The sequence below is a fragment of the Nostoc sp. UHCC 0251 genome (genome assembly GCF_034932245.1).
In the GTDB taxonomy this organism is placed as follows: Bacteria; Cyanobacteriota; Cyanobacteriia; order Cyanobacteriales; family Nostocaceae; genus Nostoc.
On record NZ_JAYGHD010000373.1, the window covers coordinates 1 to 16,720 of the forward strand.

A 16,720-nucleotide genomic window follows, 5' to 3' on the forward strand; every position below is an offset into this window, starting at 1 on the left:
GCCTTGACGTTTTCACTGCGGGTTATGAATTCACCGCAAACGAGTCGCACCACCCTACACCCTACACCCTTCTTTGTAAATTACAGCGATTGTTACGGTGTAGACATTTCAATTCATTGAGAACCGCTGTTGAGGCTTTCTCAAGTCAATTACTTGAAATACTTAAAGTTACGAGGGCCCGTGTAACCAGAAACTTTCGCTAGTTCCTCTAAATTTTGGACTCCGCTATAGCTTTTACCATTGATGATCCAAGTCGGGAAGCCTTCAATCTTTGCGGCTTTACACAGTTCTGGTTGAGCTTTGAGTCCATCGGCAGCGCACTCTACCTTAATATCATTCTTGACTATTTCATCGGCTTCTTTACCAAAAAGTAGCTTTTGTTCATGGCAGTGAGGACACCAGTAAGCACTGTATTGCTTCGCGCCTACCTTTGCAAGATGACGTGCTAAGGCTATTTCTGCCTCACCAGAAGTAGTGGTAATTTCCCAACCGAACGCTGGGTTAGGGTTTGTTTTGGGAGTAAAGGTAATTTTTGCAGGTTGTCCAGGAGTTTCAGGTGTAACATCTGATTGATTTACGCCAGCATAGACACCTAAAGTCCCAATCAGCGTCACCATCCCGACAATCAGAGCGGTAAATAAGATTTGTCCAATATCCTCCCAAGTCCGACCGATAATTGTCAGTACCAAAAGACTCACAGAGAACAAAGCTGAACCGATACAGTAAGGACAACTAGCTTGGATTTGAGATGCCAGCACGTACATTAAGTAGCCGCTGAAGACCGACATGGCGATCGCACCCACCAACAGCAACCACCATGTCCAATTTTCCAATTGTTTGCGGCTATTGTTTTCCCCTGATTTAAATACCAAGGGAGCCAAAGCCAATATCACCATACTGATGTATGCCAAAAACCCAAACAAAGCTAACGGCTGACCAAAAACCGTTGCCCAAGGACTGGAAAGTACATCATTACAGCCCTTGACACCAGCCTGTGCCACACAAGCTGCACTGCCCCCTGTTAACTTTTCTATGGTGAGATAACCTGTTATCAGAGCGCCACATCCTGCGATCGCGGCAATCAATGGACGTGACCATTTATGAATCCAAGGAGTAGAACGACGGCGAATCATAAACTGTTATTGGTTAATGGGCATTGGGCATTGGGCATTGGGCGTTGGGTATTGGGTATTTGTTTCCCCATGCCCCATTCCCCATCCCCCAATCAAGAATGTAACTTCAATTGTTCTGCTGGCTTGCTTTCACCTTTGGAGTTCCAATTGCGGCGTGCGGCTTCAACAAATTGACTGACGCGAATTGGGTCAATTGGTTGCTCAATGCGTCCGTGACGTTTCAGGGAACTGGAAACTATGACACCATCTGCTGCCTGCATTAATGTATCAATATTTTCCCAACTGGCCCCACTACCGATGAATATTGGTGTGCCAGCTGCTGCATCACAAGCTAGTTCCAAATCTTCTAAGTTAGGTGGACTACCAGTAGCCCAGCCTGACAAAATTACCCCGTCTGCTAAACCCCTTTCAATGGTGTCTTTCACGGCGACTGTGAGATTTGGAGAACTCAAAGGACGGGCGTGCTTCACCAACACATCGGCCAGGATTTTAACATCGCAGCCTAACTCCCGTCGATAGCGAAGCAGTTGATGGGCTTCTCCTTCAATTAATCCTTGATCGGTTGCCATCACCCCTGTGAGAACGTTGACGCGGATGAATTGTGCTTGCACACAGCTAGCGATCGCCATTGCACTTTTGGCGTCATTTCGCAAAACATTTAACCCTACAGGCAAAGTCACCAAATTTTGTATCCGCTGCACCACAATGGTCATGGCACTCACAACCACTGGATCGACTTGGTTTTTGGTAAACGGCGCGTCAAAAAAATTCTCCACAATCAGACCGTCAACCCCTCCACTTGCTAGGGCAGCGGCTTCTTGTTCGGCGCGGTCAATCACCGCTTTTAGGTTACCTCCCCAACGAGGTGAGGTCGGCAGTGGTAGCAGGTGAACCACGCCAATAATCGGTGAGCGAGTTTTAAATAATTGATATAAGTCCACGTCTTTAATCCGCCTCGCGGAGTCCAGAGTCTAGAATTTTTTGACTATTGACTGTATGACCCTTGACTCTTGAGTTTTCATTAACTAGTCAAATGTGTTTTATGATAGTCGGTTTATTGCCTCCTTCCTCAGATGGAAATTGGCCTCAAACCTCCCATAAGATATGTTAAGATAAAACTTGGCTACAAGAGGAGTTTGCCACTCACTAGACGCGAGGCAGCTTTCGGTGGTTTAGGCGTCTTGTCCGCGCCCAGTCGTAGGACTTGCCAATCGCCAGGGTAATATTACTGCTTTATAGGCGTAGTCGCTTTCGTCGATTTCCCTGAGGGTAGCGACTTCTCACAACAAGCCCTTTGGGCGGCTTCCCGATGGGTAGATTAACAAAGAACACGCTGTGGTAATGTAAAATACCAATAGGCGAATTGTTAAAAAAGATTACAAGTGTCAAATGTACCCAAAGACACTTCAATTTACCCTGGGGAACAGATTGATAGGAATATCATAACATGACCTCTATTTTTATAATTAATAGGGTCATGAGTCCACGGACAGTTGCTGACAGTGGAAATTTACCACTGCACTGTTCTCATGAGGATGCTGATAGCAAAAAAGCGAAGTTAGCGCCGGAATGTTTGATTACAAAGAAGAAAAAAATGAAGATTTTTTCAAAATATGGGTGACAAGCCAACAATTGCCATTTCTCATCTGGGCTGCGAGAAAAATCGAATTGATACAGAACACATGCTAGGAATGCTCGTAGAAGCGGGCTACGGTGTAGATACAAATGAAGAGTTAGCAGATTACGTTATTGTTAATACCTGTAGTTTTATTGAAGCAGCCCGGCAAGAATCTGTCAGAACTTTAGTAGAACTGGCAGAGGCAAATAAAAAGATCGTAATTACTGGCTGTATGGCACAACATTTCCAAGAACAACTTTTGGAGGAGTTACCTGAAGCAGTAGCTGTTGTGGGTACAGGCGATTATCACAAAATTGTAAATGTAATTGAGCGTGTTGAACTTGGCGAGCGGGTCAAACAGGTTAGTATCGAACCAACCTACATTGCCGATGAGACTACACCGCGCTATCGCACTACAACCGAGGGCGTAGCTTACCTCCGCATTGCGGAAGGATGTGATTATCGTTGTGCATTTTGTATCATTCCTCATCTTCGAGGGAACCAGCGATCGCGTACTATTGAATCTATAGTCGCCGAAGCCGAGCAGTTAGTTAGTCAAGGGGTAAAGGAAATTATTCTAATTTCCCAAATCACCACTAATTACGGTTTGGATATTTACGGTAAGCCAAAATTAGCGGAATTACTTCGCGCTTTGGGGAAAGTAGATATACCGTGGATTAGAATGCATTACGCTTATCCCACGGGACTAACCCCAGATGTGATCGCGGCGATTCAAGAAACACCAAACGTCTTGCCTTATCTGGATTTGCCTTTGCAACATTCTCATCCAGAAATTCTCCGCGCCATGAACCGTCCTTGGCAAGGACAGGTCAATGATGGGATTATAGATCGCATCAAAACGGCGCTACCAACAGCCGTACTGCGGACAACATTTATTGTTGGTTTCCCAGGAGAAACAAGCGAACATTTTGAGCATCTACTAGAGTTCGTTGGGCGGCATGAATTCGATCATGTCGGCGTCTTCACCTTTTCCCCTGAGGAAGGAACCCCAGCTTATAAGCTACCAAATCAGTTGCCCCAAGAGGTGATGGACGATCGCCGATACCAACTGATGGAACTCCAGCAACCGATTTCTCAAAAGAAAAATCAACAGGAAGTAGGCAAAATAGTCGATGTCCTGATTGAGCAAGAAAATCCTGAAAGTGGTGAACTAATAGGTCGTTCAGGTAGATTTTCCCCAGAGGTTGATGGTCTGGTGTATGTCAAAGGCCAGGCAAAGTTAGGAACCATCGTGCCAATAGCGATTCACCACGCTGATACATACGACCTCTATGGTCAAGTAGTCAATAACTAAGTTGTCATTTGTCTTTTGTCCTTTGTCCTTTGTTAAATGACCCTTACAGATTCATCCTTATACTAAGGTCAATGCTGCATTAATAGCAGTTTTCATGAGGGTTTACCTGAAACGCTGGCGGACTTGTTGGCATAGCCTCTCCAAGAGTTGAGGCTTCGCTACCGCCCTTAGCTCACTAATGGCTAATGACTAATGACTAATGACTAATAACTAATGACTAATGACTAATCCAAAAATCCTTAGATAAAATTTAGGACGAATTAATGACTCTTTCATTCCAAGAATTAGGCATTTCCCAAGAACGTGTCGAACAACTAGAAAAAATCGGTTTTACCGAACCCACTAACATTCAAGTGCAAGCAATTCCCCAATTGCTGTCCGGTCGTGATGTGGTAGGTCAATCTCAAACAGGAACAGGCAAAACGGCAGCATTTTCACTGCCAATTTTAGAGCGGTTAGATATTAATCAAAGAGCCGTACAAGCAATAGTTTTAACACCAACTCGTGAATTAGCAATGCAAGTTCACGATGCGATCGCACAATTCATCGGCAATGAAGGATTGCGGGTGTTAGCAATCTACGGTGGTCAATCAATTGACCGCCAAATGTTACAACTCAAACGTGGTGTTCACATGGTCGTGGGTACTCCAGGACGGGTGATCGATTTGCTTGATCGCGGCTGTTTAAAGCTCGATCAAGTGAAGTGGTTTGTGTTGGATGAAGCCGATGAAATGTTGAGCATGGGCTTTATCGACGATGTGATAAAAATCCTCTCACAAGCGCCCGTAGATCGCCAAACAGCTTTATTCTCGGCAACAATGCCACCATCGATTCGGATGTTGGTGAATAAGTTCTTGCGATCGCCTGCAACTGTCACTGTCGAGCAGCCAAAAGCCGCTCCCAACAAGATTAATCAAGTAGCTTACCTGATCCCCCGCCACTGGACAAAAGCCAAAGCTTTACAGCCAATTCTGGAAATGGAAGATCCAGAAACAGCTTTAATCTTTGTCCGCACCAGACGCACAGCCGCAGAACTTACCAGTCAGTTACAAGGGGCTGGTCACAGTGTTGATGAATACCACGGTGACTTGTCGCAACAAGCGCGGGAACGGCTATTAGTCAGATTCCGTAACCGTCAAGTCCGTTGGGTGGTAGCAACTGATATCGCAGCACGAGGGTTAGATGTCGATCAACTCTCTCATGTAATCAACTTCGACTTACCCGATAGCGTAGAAACTTACGTCCATCGTATTGGCCGTACAGGTCGTGCTGGTAAAGAAGGAACAGCAATTTCTTTAGTACAACCATTTGAACGGCGCAAACAGCAAACATTTGAACGTCATAACCGTCAAAGTTGGCAATTGCTGACCATTCCTACACGGGCACAGATTGAAGCGCGACACATCCTGAAACTGCAAGAACAGGTGCGAGAAGCTTTGACAGGTGAGCGTTTGGCTTCATTCTTGCCAATTGTTAGCGAACTGATTGAAGAATACGATGCTCAAGCGATCGCCGCAGCAGCACTACAAATTGCTTACGATCAAACTCGTCCCGCTTGGTTGAGTTCAGACGTGGAAATTCCTCAAGAGGAATCCTCTGCTCCCAAACCAAGACTGGGCAAGCGTCGTGAATCTTCCAGCGATCGCCCCCGTGCTGCGTGGAAATCAGATAGTAACAATGGTGAAGAAAGACATTCTTCTCCCAAGCCAAAACTACGGACAAGTGGACAGGATTCTTCTGCATCTCCTAGTAAAAAGATAGGTTCACCTACAGCTAGGGAATCAGCTTCTTAGTCAGGAGTTAGAAGTTAATCAATTTTGGATTTTAGACTTTTCCTTTAATCCAAAATCAAAATCTAAAATTCGGCAAAGTTAAGAGTTGAGAGTTAAGAGTCAAGAGTTAAGATTTTGACTTTATACTCTTGACTTTTTGGCTTTTTTAGACCAGTACGCTTGCGTTAAGGGTAATTGGTGTAGGTAATTGGTCTTTGAAGACGCGATAAATCGCGTCTCTACATGAGGGTTTTGTTGCTCATTCTGAACTGTATTGTTTTTTAGACAAATCAAAAATACTACAGCCAAGGACGACTAACTTGTTCTAACTCTCCAATTTCATCATCACTCAGTCTCCAGCCCAAAGCACCAGCATTTTGCCGCACGTGTTCGGCTGTCTTCACCCCAGCAATGGGAATAACGTTACCCTGAGCAATTAACCAGTTAAGAGCAACTTGAGCAGGAGTGCGATCGTATTTTTCCCCGAAGTTGCGTAGCAAAGATATGACTGGGGCGATTTTTTCTAAACCTTCTTTCTTAAATCGCGGGTCTATTTTCCTCGCACCAGTGGGGGTTTCAGTACTATCAATAGTGTACTTGCCTGTAAGTAATCCCTGTGCTAGAGGACTATAAGCCAAAATAGTCACACCCAACTCACGGGCAGTTGCCAGAATCCCTTTGCTTTCAATCTGGCGAGTTAGTAAAGAATAGCGTACTTGGTTTACAGCCAAAGGCACTCCACGGGCTGCCAATATTTGATGCGCGTCTCGCAGTTGCTCTGCTGAGTAATTACTCACACCGACTGCGGCAATTCTGCCCCGCTTCACTTCATCGGCTAGGGCATTCATCAAAGTTTCTTGGCTTAAAAAGAAGGCAAAAGGCCAATGGACTTGATACAGGGCAATTCGCTCTAATTGCAAGCGTTTGAGGCTTTCTGTTAAAGCATCAGAGACAGATTGGGCTGTAAATCGCCACGGTAGGGGGCCAAATTTTGTGGCGATTTGTACAGGTTGTTGTGTCTGTTGCAGAAATTGTCCCAGAAATTTCTCTGATAGTCCCATTCCATAGATTTCGGCAGTATCAAAGAAGGTAACACCAGCGTCTAAAGCTTCGGTAAAGGCTTCTTGTAACTGTTCTGGACCGTAGCGATCGCCATAATTCCAAAATAGTTTATCACCCCAAGCCCAAGTGCCTATGCACAAGGGTGTAACAGATGGGCCATTTTGCCCCAATGTAATGTTTTCCACGGTTGCAAAATTTAGTTTATTTACATTTCTTTACTTTTATAGTGTATCGTTACAGACAAGATTGGGTGCGATCGTCACTACTTGGCTGCAAATCTTGTTGTAGGTAGGCGTAGCCTGCCGTAGACATTGCGCCTTGCATAAAAATTTAAAATCTGAAAACGCGCATAAACAAGATCCCCGACTTCTTCGAGAAGTCAGGGATCTGCGGGCTGCAATTCTCACAAATCAAATAGGATTGCTATAGTTGAGTGTATTTACTTGTAATTATGAATTAGATGGTTTATCCTGCTTGACTTTTTTGATTAATTGCATGTAGACATTAATTTCACTAATTTCTACATCATGCTCAACTCTGGTTACTTTCCATTTCTCTTTTTTTAGGTAAACTTCCTCTCCTACTCTGGGAGTAAATTGGAGATCATAGAATTTTTTTAGAAAATCTTTCTGATTTTCTTCCCATAATATTACTTTGACTGGTTCTTGACTCATTGCTTATGCCTTTTTGATTACTAGATGAAGCTAAGTACTTTGATGACATACATACGGCAAGTTTATCTTATTAATTCAATGGAATAGCGTAGTTAAAACCACATTTTCATAATGTTTAAATTTACCTGGGTAATGCTCAGGGAAACCACAATTCTAGACTCTTATCTTCTCCAAATAACTAAATATGGGTGTATTTAACAAATTTACAGCAACGTTTCAGGAGTCTAGACAATTTCTAAAAAGAAGTATAGAAGAATACATAATGTTTAGCTCAGAAGCTAAACAGTTGACTTTGACAAAAAAAATGGTTTTACTTCTCTGTCAACAAGCAGAATCTAGAGTTGAGCAATTAAGAAGCTTAGAACCACACTCTGAGGAGGGGCTTGTTGCGACAATAGAGTACAATAAAATTCAAGTAAAATTACATTTTACTCCTGAAAAAATAACTCTTAATAAAGATTGCGTTGAAGGGGAACTTCGCTTATTGAACCCCCCTGAGTTTGAGACTGAATCGATAGTTTACCGTTACCTCATTGCAGGTTGGACAAGATTTTTGGGAGGTAAATTTCCCAATGGAGCTTTACCAAAAGAGGTTAGAATTGAAAATAATAAGGTTTACTATACTCTTCCTCGAACTCAATTGCAGCTTTTAGATTCCCTTTTTCATAGTCTTGAAAATGGTTCTTCTTTGAAGATTAACCTTCAACAAGGAAATTTAACTGTTGAAACTTCAGTAGCTCTGAGTTGGAATAATTTTAAGCTTCAAAATCTGCTTCAACTTCTGAATCTCAAATAGGCATATCTTAATCTGTCATATTTTGGTGCGATCGCTCTGGAAACCGTAAAAGGACAATTGAGGATTATTATCAAGCTCTCCTCACTTTGCCAAAATATGACAACAGACATGAAATCTCAATTCTATGTATTTTGCTGTGCGGCAATCTGGACAGCTTTTATATCAACATTGAGGTGTTGAGCAATCTGCTCCACACTCATCCCTGTTTGTAGTAACAGAGGCACGGTAAGTTTCAACATTTCAGCTTCCCGTTCTTCTCGACCTTCTTCTCGACCCTCGGCTTTTGCTTCCTGATAAACCCTTGTTTGTTCCAAAGTCAGTCCTAGCATAGCTTCAACTTCCTCTCTACTCAACGAAGAAAACTTATAAACGGCGATTGTGGTTATGATGTCTAGTATTTCGTTTTTCGGCAGTGTGTCCGTTTCCTCTAATTTTACCCGCTCAATTAATTGCTTTGCTTGCTCTGCCATCACTTCATCCGATGCTAGAGTCAACTGCATCAAGTTGTTGCCTATTGGCTGCTGATTAGTCGCGCCTAACTCATCTAAATAGATTCGCTGTACTTGGTCGCTGTTGAGAAATATTCGATGAGTTCTTTGATCCCTTGGTTCCAAAGAGCATGATGAAAAAATTACCACACAGAACCAGTCATCATACTGAGAACGATTCCGGTTCAGGTACATCATCGACTCGGTAAAGAACCGATGGTACAGGGCTTCATCTTTTTGGAATTGAACTTCAGCAAAAAAGATTACCCTGGATGTTGCATCCTCTGGAGGTAAAAACACACCATCCATGCGAAAAGCGGTTTCTTTGACTTCAACTGATTCAAATCGATAGTTTTGCCCTTGCAGAGGAGGAGTATCAACCAGTTCAAAGAGTAACCCAGGAAAGCGTTTAAAAATTTGATAGTAAATGGAGTCTCGTTTCACGACTTTATCCTAAAATTCTCTCGTTATGCGTAGGCGTAGCCCTTCTCCTGTCGGAGACGCTGCGCGAACGGCTGCGCTCAGGAACCACCCGTCGTAGACATCGCGGATTACCACCAAGCCATAAAAATTAATCCTAACTTGGCTGAAGCTTATATTAATCTTCGCGTAGCGTCTCGAAGAGAAGCCATCGCAACTTCCATTTTTCCTTCGCTGATTTCGAGCGGCTAGGGTTTATCTTTATTTAAAGAGAGAGATTAAATCCTATAAACTATACGAAAAAGTAGCTATGGCCACCAGCGATGTTTCACCCAATCCTGAATCAAATTCGTCGGTACATTTGCAATCATTGCCGAGAATTAATTTACTGACAATGTTCCGACTGGGTTTGTTTCAGATGGGATTAGGCATCATGTCGCTTCTCACCTTGGGTGTGCTGAATCGAGTGATGATTGACGAGTTGAAAGTCTTGCCATTAATTACGGCTGCTGCCATTGCTATGCACCAATTTGTTAGCCCAGCACGGATTTGGTTTGGGCAGATGTCTGATGCCAAGCCTTTGCTGGGCTATCATCGCACTAGCTATGTCTGGATTGGTGCAATATTATTTACGACTGTATCTTTCTTGGCTCTCCAAGTAGTCTGGCAATTAGGTAGCAGTTTGCAAACCACTGGCTGGAGTTTCCAAACCTATGGCTGGGCGGGAGTACTGGCATTAACTTTTGCAGGATATGGTTTCGCTCTGAGTGCCAGTTCCACACCTTTTACTGCTCTTTTGGTAGATGTTACTGATGAAGATAACCGCTCTAAATTGATTGGGATTGTCTGGTCAATGCTGATGATTGGCATTGTGATTGGAGCAATTGTTAGCTCCAGGTTGCTAGAAAGACCAGAAATTTGTGGGACGGCTCTTTTAGCCTATAACCCTTCTCAGACAAACAAAGTCGTTGACATAGCCAAACTACAATCCACAATCAACCCTGTTTTTATAATTATGCCTGCGGTTGTCTTTGGACTATCAATATTGGCAACCTTCGGCGTGGAAAAAAAGTATTCCCGTTACACTTCCCGTTCTTCTTTGGTAGGTAGAGAAGACCAAATAACTTTGGGTACAGCCTTACGAGTGCTAACTGCTAATCGCCAAACAGGAGTATTTTTTGGTTTCCTGTTGGTGTTGACTATTAGTATTTTTATGCAGGATGCAATTTTAGAACCCTATGGTGGAGAGGTTTTTGGGATGTGTATTTCCCAAACCACTAGACTAAACATTCCTTTTGGGATCGGTACCCTCATCGGAATTAGCTCTACTGGTTTTTTGCTTTTGCCCCGCATAGGCAAGAAACAGACTACTAAAATTGGGTGTATCGGTGCAGCTGTGAGCTTTGGCTTAATTATTATGTCAGGTTTTAGCGCCAACTCAGCTTTATTGATGGGTAGCCTACTTTGTTTCGGTCTATCATCTGGAGTCATTACAGCTGGTGCTACCAGTTTGATGTTGGATTTAACTGCTGCTGAAACGGCGGGTACATTTATCGGTGCTTGGGGATTATCTCAGGCAATGGCTAGGGGATTGGCTACAATACTTGGTGGAGCAGTTTTAAATTTAGGTAAAATGATTTTCCCGTCACCAGTGTTAGCATACAGCATGGTATTTGCGGTGCAAGCAATAGGGATGCTTGTTGCGGTTTCGTTACTGTGGCGAGTGAATGTCAAAGAATTTCAGATGAATGCCAAGACTGCGATCGCATCTATTCTGGAAAGGGAACTAGATTGAACTTCACCCTCCCAAGTAAAGATGCCGAAAACCCTTTGCTCCTTTACGCCTTTGCGCGAGAATTAACCAATGAATGATTTTTGGACAACAATTCTTGATTTTGCCCAAACTACCACTACCAGGGTGGGCAAACAGCTAATGCAAGATTTTGGGAAAGTACAGGCTTCTCAAAAAGCTGATGGTAGTTTGGTGACGCAAGCAGATAAATGGGCAGATCAAGAAATTCGGGATGCGATCGCTTCTACTTTCTCTGGTTACGGCATTTTGAGCGAAGAGAGCGATCAGTCATTTCCCGGTACTGAGTGGTGCTGGGTAATTGATCCTCTTGATGGTACAACCAACTTCACACGCGGTATTCCCATCTGGACAATTTCACTGGGTTTACTGTATCGAGGTACACCCATTTTCGGTTATATTTACGCGCCTACCTTGAATCAAGCTTTTCATGGTTTCTGGACAGGTTCATCTGGTTTAGCAACACCAACAGGAGCATTTCTTAACCACCACCCCATCCACACTAGTATAGATAGTCCCAGCAACAATCACTTTTTTAACCTTTGTTCTCGTAGCACCGCAGCTATCAAAAACGGCTTTCCCTGCAAAATTAGGATGTTGGGTGTGGCTAGCTATAACTTTCTGACAGTTGCTACTGGGGCTACTCTCGGTGGTATTGAAGCGACACCAAAAGTTTGGGACTTAGCGGGAGCTTGGGTAATTGTCCAAGCTGCTGGCGGTGTCTGGTCATCGCTAAAATCAGAGCCATTTCCATTGTCACCGCGAGAAGATTATAGCGATCGCTCTTTTCCTACTCTTGTAGTTAGTCGTCCCGAATTAATTCCGGTATTTCAACCTTTTCTCGAAGCCGTAAAAATTTAATCTAATCTGCCGCTCTACCGCCTGAAAACAGTAGTTTTGTCAACCAGTCTATTGGGCGGCGACATATCCGACACAAAACTTAACAAAACCCTATTTAAATAAAGAATTGAGTATAAATAAAGCTGGTAATAATCCTGATTTAAGTAAAAGACCAGTGTAATTATTAATTTAAATAGTGTAGCTTAAACTACACTGGTTAATTTAGTATAAATAATTTTATGTTGTCTGATTTAGATTTAATTCGAGAGTTTGTGCAAAACTCTATCCATAAAAAAGAAGTTTTGTTGTCAAATCCTGCGTTGACAGCCCAAACAGTATATAAAACCAACCAACTGACAGCGAAATCTGAAGGCGTGATTGCCACCGCCCAACTATCTAACAGTTTACCTGAATTCTCGATTTCTCCAAAATCATCCCAATGGGAATTGATAAATCAAGCGTTAGCAGAATATAGTTATCTCCTTAAAGGAGAAGTAGATAGTCGGGGTTTTTATCAGTATCAATACTGCGAAGTTCCCAAAGGTTATCAGATGCACTGTACTAAATCTGTGTTTCTATGGAGAGCTTGGTGGAAATATCGTAAGTATACATCAAGACTAGGGATTCCTTTGGAACTTTTGATTAGAAGACGAGATTCATGGTATCCAATTAGAGATTTAATTATTAGCGACAGGCTTCTTTATATCAAAACCTTAGGAAGTGAGATAGCACTTGACTCAGAAGACCTGGTTACTTGGTTAAGCAAAGTTGACGGCTGAAAGTGAGCCATTGTTGAAAAATACTGAGATTTTTTTCTAGACTTTGAAGGCTAAACCCTGTGTCTTTTGAAACCTGGAGTTTTTAAGAAGAGTATATTATTAGACCGTGGCTTGAGTTCTGAGCTTTAACCTAATTCCAGAAAATTACGGTTTTCAAGGTAGATGCAGTTTATGACTGTAACTGGTTTTAATAAACTGTTTCATCTTCTTTACGCCATGCTGGATCAACGATACAAATAAATACCAACGGTTCGATGCCAGAGTTACAAATAAATTGTCGTGTATTAGGAGGAATATACACAGCGTCTCCCGGCTGAACTATCTGGATTTCATCATCAATGTGCATTTCTCCGGTGCCAGTGAGAATATAATAGACTTCTGAGGTAGAGAGCGAATGGGGTTGAGAGGTTTTTCCTACTGGCAGTGTTGCATGAGCCAAACTATACTGCAATGCCAGAGGTTGCTTATCTGGATGTAGGAGTTCTCGCAGAATGGTGTTATCTCCTGCGATGAATTCCGGACAGTCTTGAAGTTTTTGAACTAGCATCAATCAATTTTTGGTTTGAGATTTTGAATTAATCAAGAGTCAAGGGTTAAGAGGCAACAATCGTTAATTATTCCCCTTCGACTTCCCCTGCTTCTCCTGCTTAGTACAAATAAGGATTAGTCTTCGGTTGATAGTCAAGACAATGGATAGCTTCTTCTGTATTGGCAATAGATGGGCGTACAGTGCATTTCAGACGATAATTGTCTGTAAAAAATTGGCAACCAGTACAGGGTATTTGATGCATTTGCTTGGCTGTAGCCACACTATCTCGCGCCGCCGTCCAGAGACTCAAGACAACGAGAATAGTTACAGTCCAAGCAACGACAAAACAAATCGGGATTAACAAAGGTTGAATCGCATGAATGAGGAAAGATAACAGTTCTAACACGGTCTTTTTGATACAAATTAGGAGTTAAAAGTATATTAACTCTTAACTCCTAATTCTTAGCTTCTTACTATAGAAGTATAATTTAAATGCCAGCATGACCCAGCGCTAAACCAGTGACAAGCATTCCTAGAACAAGGAATGGTTGGGCGCTGGCTTGGTATTTAACATCATTCTTCACGGGGTCGCGCAAGAAATACATATCTTGCAAGGTGATTTGCGGAATGATTAACAGTATTAGTATTGTTGCATACAAATTCTCATGGATGCTGACAAGATAAGCTGCAATCAATCCTTGAAATACATCAATTGTCACTACACAAATCCATGCCGCAGTGTTGATACCAAACATTACGGGTAGTGACTGTAATCCTAGCTGGCGATCGCCTTCTACACTCTTGAAGTCATTGACAATGGCAATTCCTAATCCAGCCAAGCTGTAGAACATTGTCAAAATCACGATTGTGGAATTGAGATCACCAAACAAAGCGTGTCCTGTAGACCAAGGTAGGGTGATATAGCTTGCACCCAAGGCGTAGCTGCCTAGCCAGCCGTTTTGTTTGAGTTTCAGTGGAGGTGCAGAATAAATGTAAGCGATGAAAGAACCGATAATCGCGATCGCTGTAATTGTCGGGAATTCATGACCAGACCACACATCCAGCGCAAACGCCAAACCATAGCCAGAAATTAGTAATACCCAAATCTGAATAATTACCTGGGGTAGGGGAATTGCCCCAGAGGGAATCGGGCGATAGGGTTCATTGATGGCATCGATTTCGCGATCATAGTAGTCATTAAGGATTTGGGTATAACCTGTCATCAATGGCCCAGCTAGCAGCATACAGGTTGCTACCTTCAAGACATTTTCCAGCGTCCAAGTATAGTTACCAGAAGAAGCCGCACCACAGACCACGCCCCAAATTAAGGGAATCCACGTGATCGGCTTCATTAACTGCAAACGAATTTTCCAAATTGAAGTTTCCCCTGATGCTGCACCTTTCATCCCCAATAGTTGCCTAGCTTTCGCACTGCGATCGGCAGATGCGTTCGCTTGCTCACTAGGATTATTTGCCACTGAGTCTAATATCTCAGATGGGCTAGGGTCTGGAGTAATGGGAGTTGATTCTGACATAATTTTTACTGATTAATTGGGCATTGGGCATTGGGAATTGAGAATTGGGCATTAGGCATTGGGCATTGGGGAGGCAGTGCGGTCTTGGGGTCTCCCCAAGTGGAGCAACTGCCGTCATTGGGCATTAGTTATTAATTCTTCTGCCTCATCTTCCCCTGCTCCCTCATTTCCCATTCCCTACTCCCTATTCCCCACTCCCTATTCCCATAACTTAAAACGAAATTATCAAATAATTATTCTGAAACTTTGCTCCAGCAACGGGTCTGCCACTTAGAGCCGGGGGTAAGGGAATATTGCGCCGCTGATCTCCTGCTTCTACCGTGACTTCTGGGCCATATTGGGTGAGTTTGACCTGCTTTTTGTCAAAACCTGGCAAGAATAAGCGTACCTGACGATTGTGGATGTCTATTTCAATTGGTTTGGGAGCCTGTAACGCTTGTGCTTCAAAGTTGGGTAGGGCGTCTATCAGTGGTTGCCACTCACCTGTTGGCGAGTCAGGAACAACGCTCACAGGTAGGGGTAGAAATTCTTCTGACAGGTTGACATTTATTTCAGTAGACACAAGCAGAACACCACCAACAGTTAAACCAATTTGTTGAGCACTACCCCACAAATAACGAGCATTTGCTACCTCAATGGGATCTCCTGTAGTCACTAAAAAAGCAGCGAGACGCTTGGGGTCAGTAAGAGCAGCTCTCCCTTTTTCCAAGAAATTATTGACTTGGTTAGTGGGCCCTGCGAAATTGTCTGCTGTCCAGTTGACATTGAAAAAGCTACTAATCAGCGGTTGAATCAAGGGCGATTCAGTAATCGTCTTCCCCAAATCGGAGTTGACAAACAATTGCCGGAATCGCCGGACATACCAACTGAGAGATTCTGGCAAACCCAACATTCGCAACGTTAAAGAGTCGCCCGTGCCATCGTAGACGATCGCATCATATTTGCCACTGGCATCATATTCGCGGATAGCATTCAGTGCCAGGGCATTGTCCATCCCCGGCAATACTACCAGTTCTTGGCCAAAAACGTCTTTGAATATGGGTGTACGGAGGTACTGCGCTTCAAGTTTCTTCGCTTCATCCCAGTTGCGCTCTAGGAGTACAGATGCTTGAAACTGGACTACTTGCAAATTGGGAGCGATTTCCTGAGGGTCAGCAGCAATGGGAATACCCAGCAAGATTTGCAATGTTGGTTCTGCTTGTCCTGCTAGGAGTACACGCTTGCCTTGACTTGCCAATAATTTGGCGGCGGCGATCGCAATTTTGGTACGAGCGGTGCCGCCTTTGCCCAAAAATGTCAATATTAGAGCCATTACTTGATTCCTATGTTCACCGCCGGTCTTTTCAACTCCAACTTAGCACTCAACAAAGATTCTCAGCCTGTGCTTGAAATTTCAGATCCCAAGAAAAACCCGGTTCTGAGTTCTTTACAGTTACACAGGTTTGATTTCATCTTCAAAAAACCAAGTAGAAGTATTGTCGTCAAACATCACGACTACACCAATCCCACCCCCATCGGTCACTTTGTAGCCTTGGATGATGCCCACTTGTCCTAGTTTTTTTACAACAGGGGCAGAGACGCGATCGCGCAAGCGAAAGACTTTAACCTTTTGTCCGATTTCCATGCCTGATTACAATGCAATAAACCAAGTCTCAGTGTAGCGGAATCCGTGACTCTGCTTTCACAAATTCAGTGGAGATGAGGAAGATAAGGAATAAAATTCTCAACTTCTAACTTCTTCTAACTCCTGACCTAACAGACAAAAGGTTTGTGGTTGCGTATAATGCAGCAGGCTGGGTACCAATGCCAAAATAACAAGCAGAACAAGAACATCAACGTGCAGAGCGATTGACAGAGTGTTTGCGATCGCAAGGAATTGATCCAAACAACTTACCCTAAGCTAATCGGCATTTAAATTGCAACATAGTCACTATTGCCTTTGTTTTTTA

At 43.2% G+C, this 16,720-nt stretch carries 17 protein-coding genes; 6 read left to right on the top strand and 11 right to left on the bottom strand.

Annotated features, from left to right (window positions below; genetic code table 11):
• Positions 1 to 149: 149 nt before the first annotated feature.
• Both VB740_RS31455 and btpA read right to left on the bottom strand, forming a co-directional pair.
• Positions 150 to 1,133: a vitamin K epoxide reductase family protein gene (locus VB740_RS31455; protein ID WP_323203748.1), complete on the bottom strand. Its 984-nt coding sequence runs from the start codon at positions 1,131 to 1,133 to the stop codon at positions 150 to 152.
• Between the two features lie 92 nt (positions 1,134 to 1,225).
• The gene (btpA, locus tag VB740_RS31460) at positions 1,226 to 2,074 is read right to left on the bottom strand and encodes a photosystem I biogenesis protein BtpA (protein ID WP_323203749.1); all 849 of its coding nucleotides are present in this window, start codon (positions 2,072 to 2,074) and stop codon (positions 1,226 to 1,228) included.
• A 672-nt stretch (positions 2,075 to 2,746) separates the two neighbouring features.
• On the opposite strand from btpA, the gene rimO reads away from it, so the two are divergent.
• On the top strand, positions 2,747 to 4,066 hold the full coding sequence (rimO, locus tag VB740_RS31465; protein WP_323203750.1) for a 30S ribosomal protein S12 methylthiotransferase RimO: 1,320 nt from the start codon (positions 2,747 to 2,749) through the stop codon (positions 4,064 to 4,066).
• Between the two features lie 263 nt (positions 4,067 to 4,329).
• Entirely contained in the window at positions 4,330 to 5,859 is a 1,530-nt protein-coding gene (locus tag VB740_RS31470; protein WP_323203751.1) for a DEAD/DEAH box helicase, read from the top strand.
• Between the two features lie 278 nt (positions 5,860 to 6,137).
• On the opposite strand, the gene VB740_RS31475 is transcribed toward VB740_RS31470, so the two are convergent.
• Both VB740_RS31475 and VB740_RS31480 read right to left on the bottom strand, forming a co-directional pair.
• Positions 6,138 to 7,085 carry an aldo/keto reductase gene (locus tag VB740_RS31475; RefSeq protein ID WP_323203752.1) on the bottom strand — a complete coding sequence of 316 codons (948 nt, stop codon included), beginning with the start codon at positions 7,083 to 7,085 and terminating at the stop codon, positions 6,138 to 6,140.
• A gap of 264 nt (positions 7,086 to 7,349) precedes the next feature.
• Positions 7,350 to 7,574: a hypothetical protein gene (locus VB740_RS31480; RefSeq protein WP_323203753.1), complete on the bottom strand. Its 225-nt coding sequence runs from the start codon at positions 7,572 to 7,574 to the stop codon at positions 7,350 to 7,352.
• A gap of 184 nt (positions 7,575 to 7,758) precedes the next feature.
• On the opposite strand from VB740_RS31480, the gene VB740_RS31485 reads away from it, so the two are divergent.
• On the top strand, positions 7,759 to 8,370 hold the full coding sequence (locus VB740_RS31485) for a hypothetical protein (protein ID WP_323203754.1): 612 nt from the start codon (positions 7,759 to 7,761) through the stop codon (positions 8,368 to 8,370).
• Between the two features lie 122 nt (positions 8,371 to 8,492).
• Here VB740_RS31485 and VB740_RS31490 read toward each other — a convergent pair whose 3' ends face one another.
• Positions 8,493 to 9,302 (bottom strand): Rpn family recombination-promoting nuclease/putative transposase, encoded by an 810-nt coding sequence (locus VB740_RS31490; RefSeq protein ID WP_323203755.1) that lies wholly within the window; start codon positions 9,300 to 9,302, stop codon positions 8,493 to 8,495.
• 286 nt (positions 9,303 to 9,588) lie between these two features.
• Here VB740_RS31490 and VB740_RS31495 point away from each other — a divergent pair, with 286 nt between their 5' ends.
• From VB740_RS31495 to VB740_RS31505, 3 genes are all read left to right on the top strand, one after another.
• Entirely contained in the window at positions 9,589 to 11,073 is a 1,485-nt protein-coding gene (locus VB740_RS31495) for a BCD family MFS transporter (RefSeq protein WP_323203756.1), read from the top strand.
• Between the two features lie 69 nt (positions 11,074 to 11,142).
• Positions 11,143 to 11,949, top strand: coding sequence for an inositol monophosphatase family protein (locus VB740_RS31500; protein ID WP_323203757.1), 807 nt, complete (start codon positions 11,143 to 11,145; stop codon positions 11,947 to 11,949).
• A gap of 218 nt (positions 11,950 to 12,167) precedes the next feature.
• Positions 12,168 to 12,707, top strand: a complete 540-nt coding sequence (locus VB740_RS31505) for a hypothetical protein (protein WP_323203758.1) — start codon at positions 12,168 to 12,170, stop codon at positions 12,705 to 12,707.
• A 187-nt stretch (positions 12,708 to 12,894) separates the two neighbouring features.
• On the opposite strand, the gene VB740_RS31510 is transcribed toward VB740_RS31505, so the two are convergent.
• The 6 genes from VB740_RS31510 to VB740_RS31535 form a co-directional block, all read right to left on the bottom strand.
• The gene (locus VB740_RS31510) at positions 12,895 to 13,254 is read right to left on the bottom strand and encodes a cupin domain-containing protein (RefSeq protein ID WP_323203759.1); all 360 of its coding nucleotides are present in this window, start codon (positions 13,252 to 13,254) and stop codon (positions 12,895 to 12,897) included.
• Positions 13,255 to 13,354: 100 nt separating this feature from the next.
• Positions 13,355 to 13,642 carry a hypothetical protein gene (locus VB740_RS31515; RefSeq protein WP_323203760.1) on the bottom strand — a complete coding sequence of 96 codons (288 nt, stop codon included), beginning with the start codon at positions 13,640 to 13,642 and terminating at the stop codon, positions 13,355 to 13,357.
• A gap of 82 nt (positions 13,643 to 13,724) precedes the next feature.
• Positions 13,725 to 14,771, bottom strand: coding sequence for a chlorophyll synthase ChlG (gene chlG, locus VB740_RS31520; protein WP_323203761.1), 1,047 nt, complete (start codon positions 14,769 to 14,771; stop codon positions 13,725 to 13,727).
• 211 nt (positions 14,772 to 14,982) lie between these two features.
• Positions 14,983 to 16,083 carry an ArsA family ATPase gene (locus VB740_RS31525; RefSeq protein ID WP_323203762.1) on the bottom strand — a complete coding sequence of 367 codons (1,101 nt, stop codon included), beginning with the start codon at positions 16,081 to 16,083 and terminating at the stop codon, positions 14,983 to 14,985.
• Between the two features lie 120 nt (positions 16,084 to 16,203).
• The gene (locus tag VB740_RS31530) at positions 16,204 to 16,395 is read right to left on the bottom strand and encodes a DUF2862 domain-containing protein (protein ID WP_323203763.1); all 192 of its coding nucleotides are present in this window, start codon (positions 16,393 to 16,395) and stop codon (positions 16,204 to 16,206) included.
• A 99-nt stretch (positions 16,396 to 16,494) separates the two neighbouring features.
• The gene (locus tag VB740_RS31535) at positions 16,495 to 16,656 is read right to left on the bottom strand and encodes a hypothetical protein (RefSeq protein ID WP_323203764.1); all 162 of its coding nucleotides are present in this window, start codon (positions 16,654 to 16,656) and stop codon (positions 16,495 to 16,497) included.
• Positions 16,657 to 16,720: the final 64 nt, after the last annotated feature.